This is a genomic window from Mycobacterium sp. (assembly GCF_049673265.1).
GTDB lineage: Bacteria > Actinomycetota > Actinomycetes > Mycobacteriales > Mycobacteriaceae > Mycobacterium.
The window spans coordinates 1-10,584 of sequence record NZ_JBATXN010000489.1; the positions used below are offsets into that span (position 1 = coordinate 1).

The 10,584-nt window shown below is 65.2% G+C and carries 9 protein-coding genes, 1 tRNA gene and 1 pseudogene; 6 read left to right on the top strand and 5 right to left on the bottom strand.

What is annotated here, in order from left to right:
* The 3 genes from WBF82_RS16940 to WBF82_RS16950 form a co-directional block, all read left to right on the top strand.
* Nucleotides 1-727 (top strand): HAD-IC family P-type ATPase (locus WBF82_RS16940; protein ID WP_424384129.1); only part of this gene is annotated, 727 nt, incomplete at its 5' end.
* 111 nt (nt 728-838) lie between these two features.
* Nucleotides 839-1,096 carry a heavy-metal-associated domain-containing protein gene (locus WBF82_RS16945; protein ID WP_424384130.1) on the top strand — a complete coding sequence of 86 codons (258 nt, stop codon included), beginning with the start codon at nt 839-841 and terminating at the stop codon, nt 1,094-1,096.
* Nucleotides 1,097-1,102: 6 nt separating this feature from the next.
* A complete protein-coding gene (locus WBF82_RS16950; RefSeq protein ID WP_424384131.1) occupies nt 1,103-1,735 on the top strand; it encodes a DUF5134 domain-containing protein in 633 nt (210 codons plus the stop codon).
* Between the two features lie 179 nt (nt 1,736-1,914).
* Here the strand turns inward: WBF82_RS16950 and WBF82_RS16955 are convergent.
* The 4 genes from WBF82_RS16955 to WBF82_RS16970 form a co-directional block, all read right to left on the bottom strand.
* Nucleotides 1,915-1,988, bottom strand: a tRNA-Met gene (locus tag WBF82_RS16955).
* 75 nt (nt 1,989-2,063) lie between these two features.
* Nucleotides 2,064-2,591 (bottom strand): cupin domain-containing protein, encoded by a 528-nt coding sequence (locus WBF82_RS16960; RefSeq protein WP_424384132.1) that lies wholly within the window; start codon nt 2,589-2,591, stop codon nt 2,064-2,066.
* Between the two features lie 12 nt (nt 2,592-2,603).
* Complete coding sequence (locus WBF82_RS16965) at nt 2,604-5,585, bottom strand: UPF0182 family protein (RefSeq protein WP_424384133.1); 2,982 nt, start codon at nt 5,583-5,585, stop codon at nt 2,604-2,606.
* Between the two features lie 61 nt (nt 5,586-5,646).
* Entirely contained in the window at nt 5,647-6,669 is a 1,023-nt protein-coding gene (locus tag WBF82_RS16970; protein WP_424384134.1) for a YlbL family protein, read from the bottom strand.
* A gap of 87 nt (nt 6,670-6,756) precedes the next feature.
* Between WBF82_RS16970 and WBF82_RS16975 the strand changes: the two genes are divergently transcribed.
* Complete coding sequence (locus WBF82_RS16975) at nt 6,757-8,160, top strand: zinc-dependent metalloprotease (protein WP_424384135.1); 1,404 nt, start codon at nt 6,757-6,759, stop codon at nt 8,158-8,160.
* A 7-nt stretch (nt 8,161-8,167) separates the two neighbouring features.
* Here WBF82_RS16975 and WBF82_RS16980 read toward each other — a convergent pair whose 3' ends face one another.
* Nucleotides 8,168-8,839 (bottom strand): hypothetical protein, encoded by a 672-nt coding sequence (locus WBF82_RS16980; protein ID WP_424384136.1) that lies wholly within the window; start codon nt 8,837-8,839, stop codon nt 8,168-8,170.
* 228 nt (nt 8,840-9,067) lie between these two features.
* Between WBF82_RS16980 and WBF82_RS16985 the strand changes: the two are divergent.
* Nucleotides 9,068-9,649: pseudogene (locus WBF82_RS16985) on the top strand (cyclodehydratase); the annotation flags it as partial.
* A gap of 106 nt (nt 9,650-9,755) precedes the next feature.
* The coding region (locus WBF82_RS16990) for a YncE family protein (RefSeq protein ID WP_424384137.1) at nt 9,756-10,584 on the top strand (829 nt) is incomplete at its 3' end.

Below are 10,584 nucleotides of genomic sequence, written 5' to 3' on the forward strand. Positions count from 1 at the left end.
CGATTTGGGTCTGCCTGAGCACTTTGCTGCGGCGGCCGCCGAACTCGAAGAGCAGGGCCGCACCGCAGTGTTCGTCGGCCGTGACGGCCACGTTATCGGTGTGCTCGCGGTGGCTGACACGGTCAAAGACGACGCCGCCAACGTGGTCCAACAGCTGCACGCCATGGGGCTACACGTCGCCATGATCACCGGCGATAACACCCGCACCGCTAACGCGATCGCCCAGCAGGTCGGCATCGACCGGGTCCTGGCCGAGGTACTGCCGCAGGACAAAGTCAGCGAAGTGCAGCGGCTTCAAGACGAGGGCCGGGTAGTCGCGATGGTCGGCGACGGCGTCAACGACGCGCCCGCGCTAGTACAGGCGGATCTGGGTATTGCCATCGGCACCGGCACCGACGTGGCCATCGAAGCTTCCGACATCACCCTGATGTCTGATCGGCTCGACGGCGTCGTGGACGCGATCCAGCTCTCCAGGCAAACCCTGCGCACGATCCACCAGAATCTCGGCTGGGCCTTCGGCTACAACACCGCCGCGATTCCCCTTGCCGCCCTCGGCATGCTGAACCCGATCGTCGCGGGTGCGGCAATGGGATTGTCCTCGGTCAGCGTGGTGACTAACTCCCTGCGGCTTCGCCGCTTCGGGCGGGATACCCGGCAGGAGCCGGCGCGGGGGCGGCGCGCACTGCCCGAGGCGGAATTGGTAACCACAGCAGAACCGAGGCCTTGACCTCGCAGCCGACGCCGGCGCCGAGCAACCAAAGACGAGGCCACCACGGAAATGCGCAGTTCGGAACCGCACGTTTTAAAGGGATTCTCAGCACAGTTGAAGGAGCGGCTGATGACCACCACGATCTTGACCCTTCCCGGGATTTCGTCCCAGATGTGCAAGCCCGCGATCGAAGGCATCGTCGCCGCCATTGAGGGCGTTGCTGCGGTGGACGTCGACGTGCCAGCGAAGACGGTCACTATCATCCACCGCGACGACGGAGCGCGCTTGGTCGAGGCCATCGAGGACCAGGGCTTCCACGTTGCCGACGCAAAGATGATCGGCAAGAGTACCGATGTGGCGATCGAAGAGTCCGACTATGCGATATAGCCGATCGTGATCGGCGACCTCGCGCTCCGGTGGACGGTAACGGTCCTCTTCGGCGCCAGCTTCGCGGGACACTTGTATGGCCTTGTCGCGCAACGTGGACGCTGGATATGCACAATCGAACGCCTGCTGCACATAGTCATGTGTGCGGCAATGGTCGTGATGGCCTGGCCCGCCGGGACGAAACTCCCCACAGTCGGGCCGATGGTCTTCTTCCTAGCGGCGGCAGTCTGGTTCGTGCTTGTCGCTTCCCACCTGTTCTCTGGCGACGATGGCCGACTGACCAACGGCTACCACGCCACAATGATGGCGGCGGTAGCTTGGCTGTACGCGGTGATGACGGGCGGCCCGCTTGACCCACGCGGTCACTCACCCGGCCACACGATGTCTAGCTCGTCGGATATGAATATGCCCGGCATGGACACATCCGTAGCCGAGACAGCCGACCCCGGGTGGATCATCACCCTCAACTGGATCGCGGTTATCGGATTCGCAAGTGCCACTGTGTATTGGCTGTACCGGTATTTCGCCCAGCCGAAACCGAACCCCGGGACGAACACCGCGCGCCTCTGGGACTGGGGAACGCCATGTCACGCGTTCATGGCCGCCGGTATGGCCATCATGTTCGGCGTGATGCTTTAGGAACCGGAGCCAAAGGCCGGTGATCCTCCAAGGCGCCACCGAGCGCGACGGCGCGCGCCGCATACCGATGTTCTCAAACCGTTCCCAACGAATCGTTAGCGTTGCGAATGTTCCCAAAAGTGTTCCCAAATGGCATGAAAACGGCCCTCGGAGCGTTCTCCGAGGGCCGTTTTGCCTAGTAGCGGGGACAGGATTCGAACCTGCGACCTCTGGGTTATGAGCCCAGCGAGCTACCGAGCTGCTCCACCCCGCGACGGGTGAATACCAGGTTACTTCAGCGCCCGCGAGGCCACCAAATCGCGCGCTGACCAGCCTGGACGACGCTAGGTCAATGCGAGGGCGGGCTGAGCCCGTAGCGCTGCCTGATGTCGTCCATCCAGTCCGGCGTGCCGTAGGTCAGCCCATACTTGTCGGCCAACTCGCCGAACTCCGGCAGCTCGTGCAGGACCTTGCCCAGCGGATCGTTGGCGTGCTCGACGAGCAGCTCACCCAGCTCCCGGAAGTAGTTCTCGAACCCGCCCGGCGTGATGATCTCGATGATGCGGCCGGGCTCGCTGCCGGCGTTCCACATCGCGTGCATCTGCCCGCGCGGCTTGGTGATATAGCCGCCGGGACCCAGGACGACTTCACTGTCGTCCGAGCGGAAGCCGATCTCGCCTGCCAGCACGATCGAATGCTCGTCCTCTCGGGTGTGCCGGTGGGCCGCGGTGAGCAAGCCCACCTCGAACGGGTGCTCCACGATCGACACCTCGCCCCCGTTGGTGCGGCTGGACAACTTGAACACAGCCCCAAAACCCGGGAGCGCCACGTACTCGCCTTCCCCGGGCGCTACGACCGTCACCGGGATCTGATCCATCTCGACCACCTGTTACTTGGTGTTGTCGAACTTGGTAATCGCGTCGTTGAGTCGTTGCAGTGCCGCTCCATAGGCGGCGAAATCGCCGCTCTTCTGCGCATCGCGCGCCGCGCCCATTGCCGACTCAACGTCTTTGAGCGCGACGGCCTTGGCCGGAGACAAGGTGACAGCCTCATTCGGTGCGGGCGGGACGGCAGCAGCCGCCGGCGGCGGGGGCGAACCATCGGGCTGCGGTGCAGCGCTCGGCGGCGGGTTCGAGGGTGCGCCCGGCTCGGTCGGCGCGATCCCCGCCGCGGTTGCACCTGCGCCAGGCCCGAATATTCCGGCTAGCGCGTCGCTGACCGTGGGGCCGTACCCGATTTTGTCGTTGTACATCATCGCCACCCGGATCAACCGGGGATACGACGAGGCGGCGTCGCTGGAGCCGGGTGAGGCAAAAACGGGTTCGACGTAAAGCAGCCCACCCTGGGCAACCGGCAGCGTGAGCAGATTGCCCCACTTGATTCGGTTTTGGTTGTCGCGACCGATCTGCCCGAGGTCCTGCGATACCGCCGGGTCGGTGGTGATCGCGTTGTTGGCCAGTTTCGGGCCGTTGACTTGACTGGGAATGGTCAGCACGGTGATCTTGCCGTAGGTCGCCGGGTCGGAGCTGGCGCTGATGTAGGCGGCCAGATAGTCCCGTTTGAACCTGTTCATTGCGCTGATCAGCTGATACGACGCCGAATTGTCTTCTTTGGCAATGTTTTTCGCGACAATGTAATAGGGCGGCTGATAGCTGCTCGCGGTTGGGTTGGGGTCAAGCGGGACGTCCCAGAAATCCGACGTGGAAAAGAACGTCACCGGATCGTTGACGTGATATTTGGCCAACAGCATCCGCTGCACCTTGAACAGGTCCTCGGGATAGCGCAGATGGGCAGCCAATTCGGGCGTGATATCGCTCTTGGGTTTGACGGTCCCGGGGAACACCTTCATCCACGCCTTGAGCACCGGGTCACGGTCGTCCTGCTGATAAAGCGAAACCGTCCCGTCATAGGCATCCACGGTGGCCTTCACCGAGTTGCGGATGTAGGACACCTGCTTGTCGGGAACCATTCGGTTGAACGCGACTTCGGTGGAATCGGCGGTGGCCGACGACAACGAGGTCAGCTCGGAATACGGGTAATTGTCTAACGTGGTGTAGGCGTCGATGATCCACACCAGTCGCTTGTTGACGATCGCCGGGTACACGTTGCTGTCGGTCGTCAGCCAGGGCGCAACCGCCTCAACCCGTTGCGCCGGATCACGATTGAACAAGATTTTGCTGTTGTTTCCAATCACACTGGAGAACAAGAAGTTTCGCTCGGCGAACTTCGCCGCGAAAACGCTACGCGACACCCAGCTGCCGATCGGCACTCCGCCGCTTCCGGTGTAGGTGTAGTTCTTTGTCTCGGCGTTGGTCTCGTAGTCGTATTCCCGGTCGGTGCCGTTGCGTCCGACAATCGCGTAGTCGGCGGGCGTGTTGGAGATGACCGGTCCGAAGTAGATCCGCGGCTGGTCCAGGTGGGCCGGACCATCGGAGACCACCCCGCCGTTTGGTCCAACGACGTTGGCCAGAAACTCCGGATATCCGCCATTCTGGTTGGGGTCGTTGGCGATACCGCGCACAGTGTTGGCCGGTGAGGCGATGAAACCATTGCCGTGCGTGTAAACGGTATGCCGGTTGATCCAGTCGCGCTGGTTGTCGATCAGATGATCCGGGTTGAGCTCGCGGGCCGCGACGACGAAGTCGCGCAGATTACCGTCGCGGTCGTGATAGCGGTCGATGGATAGCTGGTCGGGGAAATAGTAGAAGTTCTTGCCCTGCTGGAACTGCGTGAACGCCGGGCTGACGATCGTCGGGTCGAGCAACCGGATGTTGGAGGTCGTAGCACGATCGGATGCGACCTGCTCGGCGGTTGCCCGCGGGTCACCGCTGTAATCGCGGTAGCTCACAACGTCATTGGTGAGACCGTAGGCTTGCCGGGTCGCGGCGATGCTTCGGCTGATGTACTCGCGTTCCTTCTGCGCGGCGTTGGGTTTTACGCTGATCTGCTCGACGATCAGCGGCCACCCCGCACCGACGATCAGCGACGACAGCAGCAGTAGCACCAGCCCGATAGCCGGAATTCGTAAGTCCCGCAACACGACCGCCGAAAAGACCGCGACCGCGCAGATCAACGCGATCGCCAACAGGATCAGCTTGGCGGGCAGCACCGCATTGATATCGGTATACCCGGCGCCGGTGAACGGCTTTCCACCGCGGGTGTGGGATAGCAGCTCATAGCGGTCCAGCCAATAGGCAATCGCCTTGAGCAGCACCAGGCTACCGATCAGGCTGATCAACTGGATGCGTGCCGAACGGCTCAGCGCCCCGGTGCGCCCGGACAGCCGGATACCACCGAAGATGTAGTGCGCCAGCAGATTCGCCGCGAACGCCAGAAACACTGCCACGAACAAGAAACTGAGGACCAGCCTGTAGAACGGCAGTTCGAAAGCATAGAAGCCGAGGTCCTTGCCGAACTGCGGATCGGCGATGCCGAAGTCGCCGCCGTGCAAGAACAGCTGAACGCGTACCCAATAGGTCTGCGCCACCACCCCGGCGAGCAATCCGATCGCCACCGGAATCCCGGTTCCAATCACCCGCAGCCTCGACATCACCACGCTGCGATACCGAGCTACCGGATCGTTGCCGTTGCTCGGGACGAATACCGGCCGGGTGCGGTAGGCCAGTGCCAGGCCGCCGAACACGATGCCGCCGACCAGCAGCCCAACCACCAGGAACAACACCAGTCGGGTCAACAGCACGGTGGTGAACACCGATCGATAGCCCAGTTCGCCGAACCAGAGCCAGTCGACGTAGCCGTCGATCAAGCGCGGACCGATCAGCAGCAGCAAGATCACCGCGAGGGCGATCGTGATGAGGATCCTGCTGCGCCGAGTCAGCTTCGGCATTCTGGCCGCGGGCCGCATTCCCACTAGCTAACTCCCTGCTTCCTGTCGACTATGAGCGTCCGACGTATCACAACTGTACGCAGGATTAGCAGCTGGGCGGCTTGCCGCCGGAGGTGACGGCATGCAGCGCCTCCACTGCTCCATCGAGCTTGGAAACCTTCACCAATTGCAGACCGGACAGCTTTCCCGAGGTGGCCTCATAGCAGTTTTCGGCCGGCACCAGAAACACCGTCGCGCCGGCCGCCTGGGCGGCCGTCATCTTGTGCACGATGCCGCCGATCCGGCCCACGGTGCCGTCGGCCGTGATCGTGCCGGTGCCCGCGACGAACTTCGAGCCAGCGAGACTGCCGGTGGTGAGTTTGTCGACGACGGCCAGGCTGAACATCAAGCCCGCCGAGGGCCCGCCCACGTTGGCGAGGTTGAAATCAACCACGAACGGCGCCCACGGGGCATCCGTCACAGAAATGCCCGCGAAGCCGTAATCGCGACCCTTGTGGCTGCCCAACGTGATGTGCGCGACGCCCGGAGGTGCATTCTTGCGGCGAAAGTCGATCGCGACCGACTGGCCGGGTTTCGTGTGCTTCAGCAACGACGTGAACTGGTCGACGCTGGCGACCGGCGCGCCGTTCACTGCCTGCACGGCGTCGCCCGCCTGCAGCTTGCCCACCGAAGGCCCGGATTCGGTGACCGCCACCACGGTGATGGCCTGCGGGTACTTCAGATATCCCAAGGCCGCGAACTCGGCGTTATGTTCGGACTGCTTGAAATCGGCGTCGTTGTCCTTATCGATTTCCTGCCGCGACTTGCCCGGCGGGTAGATCAGGTCGCGCGGCATCAGCTGTTCCTCGCCGGAAAGCCACAGCGTCATCGCCTCAGCCAGGCTGAGTTCGTCGCGCTGGGACACCGTCGTCATGTCCAGGTGACCCGACGTGGGGTGCGTCTGCGTGCCTTTGATGTCGACGACCTGCTTGCCGTCGACCTCGCCGAGGGTGTCGAACGCGGGGCCGGGGCCAAGGGACACAAAAGGCACCGTCACCACCGCCAGCAGCACACCGAAGACCACGATCGGCACCAGCGCCACCATCAGCGTCAGAATCCGCCTGTTCACCTGGCTAACACTAGACGGACTGGTCAGCGGCGATAGGAAGCCGGTTCACTCAGAGCGTGACGCCGGATCGCGCGTCGTGACCCCCCGGTGAGTACCGTTGGGGGCATGGCTGACCCGCCTTTCGGCTTCTCCGGCGGAGACGACCCCGACCGCGACAAGCGCCGGGACGACGGCCCCCAGGACCCCGAGTCCGGCTCGGGATCTGCGGACCCGTTTGGTTTGGGCGGCCTCGGCGGTCAATTCGACATGGCCGACCTGGGCCAGATCTTCACCCGCCTGGGGCAGATGTTCAGCGGCGCCGGCTCGGCGATGGCCGGCGGACAGTCCTCCGGGCCGGTGAACTACGAGCTGGCCCGGCAGCTGGCATCGAGTTCGATCGGTTTCGTCGCGCCGATTCCAGCCGCCACCAGCCAGGCGATCAGCGACGCCGTCCACCTCGCCGAGACCTGGCTCGACGGGGTGACCGCACTGCCTGCGGGCACCAGCAAGGCCGTCGCCTGGACCCCCACTGACTGGGTGGACAACACACTGGAGGTTTGGAAGCGGCTGTGCGATCCGATGGCCCGGCAGATCGCAACGGTGTGGGCCGAATCGCTGCCCGACGAGGCGAAGAACATGGCCGGTCCGCTGCTGTCGATGATGTCGCAGATGGGCGGCATGGCTTTCGGCACGCAGCTGGGCCAGGCGCTGGCCCGGTTGTCCCGCGAAGTTCTGACATCGACCGATATCGGTTTACCGTTGGGGCCCAAGGGAATCGCCGCGCTGCTGCCGGACGCCATCGAATCTTTTGCCGACGGGCTCGAGCAGTCGCGCAGCGAGATCGTCACCTTCCTTGCGGCCCGCGAGGCGGCCCATCACCGGTTGTTCAGCCATGTGCCGTGGTTGGCCAGTCAGCTGCTCGGCGCCGTCGAGGCCTACGCCAAGGGGATGAAGATCGACATGCAGGGAATCGAGGAGTTGGCCCACGACTTCAACCCGGCCTCGCTGAACGATCCGGGCGCCCTCGAGCAACTGCTGACCCAGGGGGTGTTCGAGCCCAAGGCCACGCCGGAGCAGACCCAGGCGCTGGAACGACTCGCGACACTGCTGGCGCTGATCGAGGGCTGGGTGCAGACGGTGGTGACCGCGGCGCTCGGCGATCGCATCCCCGGCGCGGCCGCGCTCGGTGAGACACTGCGCCGCCGACGGGCCACCGCCGGCCCGGCCGAGCAGACCTTCGCCACCCTGGTCGGGCTTGAGTTGCGGCCACGCAAACTGCGGGAAGCCGCCGCGCTCTGGGACCGGTTGACGCAGGCCGCCGGCGCCGACGCCCGCGACGCGGTCTGGCAGCACCCCGATCTGCTGCCCGCCGCGGACGACCTCGACGATCCGGCCGCGTTCATCGACCGCGTCATCGGCGGCGACACCAGCGGGATCGATGAGGCGATCGCCGAGTTCGAGCGGGGCACAGATGCCGGCCCCGACGGCGGCGCCGGCTCTGTGGATAGCTGACCCGGAGTCAGTACTCGAGCCCGTATCCGCCGCGCAAGTCCTTGTGCGCGGCCTCGAGGGTGCGGTCGCACAGGTCCACGAGTGCGTCGAGATCGAGATCCGACTCCCCGCCCAACCTGTTCAGCCACACCGTCTCGACTTTCCTAAGCTCGGACCACTTGAGTTCACCCTCGTAGTACACGGTGGGGTCGTCCGGTGGGCCAGCGCAGGCCGTGGTCTGCGCCAACTGCCGCTTGCACGAATCCAATTGGGTCAGCGAGTACCCGTGCTCGCGGAACTGACGATCCCACTGGTCGAGGAGCAGACTGACCATGTCGCGCACCGGTGGCGCGGCGTAGACCAACAGCTCGGCTACCCCGTCGTCGAGGCCCAGGCGCATCCGGAAGTCATAGAGCTCTCGGAGGGCCTCGGCGCGCCGCTGGCTGGCGATCTCCTCGGCGGTGCCGGCCCCCTCGTATTGGGCCGCGCGTTTGACGTAGATGGTCGCGGAGATCAGCGACTTCAACACGGCCTTCTTGTCATCGGCGGCCCGCTTCTCGAAGTCGAGAACACGTTCGTGGCGGCGGTCTTCCGCCCGGTTCCTGGCGTCGATGCGCTTCGTCCAGATCGCGACGGCGGCGCTCGAAATCACGGACGCAAGCGGTACGAGCGCGTTGGTCAGTAAAGTCATCCAGTTCATTCGCCGACCCTAAGCTCATGGTCGTCGGCCCGCACGCGAACCGACACCCGCGACCTTCAGGCTTTCCGGCCGGCCCTGCAACGCAAATTGCCGCCCAGCCATACCCGGGCGGGCGGCGTTGTCTTCTGCCCCGGTGGGCGCGCAGGTGGCGATTGCGCCCCCGACAGCGGCGCCGGCTCTGTGGATAGCTGACCCGGCAGTTGCGCCCAGCCGTGGCACAGTGCGTGGATGGCGCAGCCGCCTAAGTCGCCTACGCCGCCCCTGTATGCGCTGGACCCGGCCCTGCCGGTGCTGCTTCGCCCCGACGGCGCCGTTCAGGTGGGGTGGAGTCCGCGCCGCGCCGTGCTGATCCACCCGCCGCGCGGCCTGACTGCCACCGGGTTGGCTTCGCTGCTGCGGGTGATGCAAGCACCGGTACCAATGAGCGAACTGCGACGGCAGGCCGGCCCGGCCGCTGCTGAGCTGGACGGTCTCGTCGCGCAGTTGCTAGCGGCCGGGATCGCCACGCGGGGCCGACGGCAGCGGCCGGTCCGGTCGGCGTCGATCCGGGTGCACGGACGCGGCCCACTGTCGGAACTGCTGATCGACTCGCTGCGCTGTTCGGGTGCCCGGGTCAAACAGAGCAGCCAACCGCATGCCGCGGTGACTCCCACCGAAGCCGACCTGGTGGTGTTGTCCGACAACCTGGTCGCAGACCCGCGGATGGTGCGTGATCTGCACAATCAAGGCGTCGCGCACCTCGCGGTCCGGGTTCGCGACGGCACCGGGCTGGTCGGCCCGCTGGTGATCCCCGGCGTCACCAGCTGCCTCGTCGAGCACTAAGGGGAAATACATCCCAGAAGCGGTCCGAGTGCTCGACGGCAACGAGTTCGACGAACCCGCGCTCGGCGGGTAGACGCAGTAGCACACTACGACGATGACCCGGAGAGCACATTCGACCGTCGACGGCGATCATCAACCAACCCATAAAGGCTGGCGGCTCGCGCCGGTACTGATGGACACCGGCGTGCTGGCGGTCATCAGTGCCGTCGTGTTGGCCGTGTCGCTATCTGGCTGTCGGGGTTCGTCCGGAGGTCCGGGCCCGGCGACGAGTTCCCGCGCGGCCGCTCCCTCGACTGGTCCGGCTTACAGGGTTACCGCCACCGTGCCCGTCGCCAAGGACCCATCGGGGGTGGCGCTTGGCCTGTCGGTGGTGGCGGTGGACCCGGGCACCCACACCGTCTACGTCGTAATGACCACGGGCAGCTCGGTTTTGGTGATCGACGCCTCGACGCGCACCGTGACCGCCACCGTGCCCGTCGGCAAGGACCCGCGCTGGATGGTGGTGGATCCCGGCAGCCACACTGTCTACGTCATGAACGTGGGGGACGGCACGGTCTCGGTGATCGACGGGTCGACCCGCACCGTGACCGCCACCGTGCCCGTCGGCAAGCCGGAATGGATGGCGGTCGACCCGGCTAGTCACGCCGTCTACGTCGCCAACAATCTAGGCGGCACGGTGTCGGTGATCGACGGGTCGACGCACACCGTGACCGCCATCGTGCCGGTCGGCAAGAACCCGGATGGGGTGGCGGTGGACCCGGGCACCCACACCGTCTACGTCACCAACATCGGCGCGACGGGTCCAGGCGGGCAGGTCGCGGAGGACGGCACGGTGTCGGTGATCGACGCCTCGACGCACACGGTCACCGCCACCGTGCCCGTCGGCAAGAACCCGGATGCGGTAGTGGTGGACCCGGGCACCC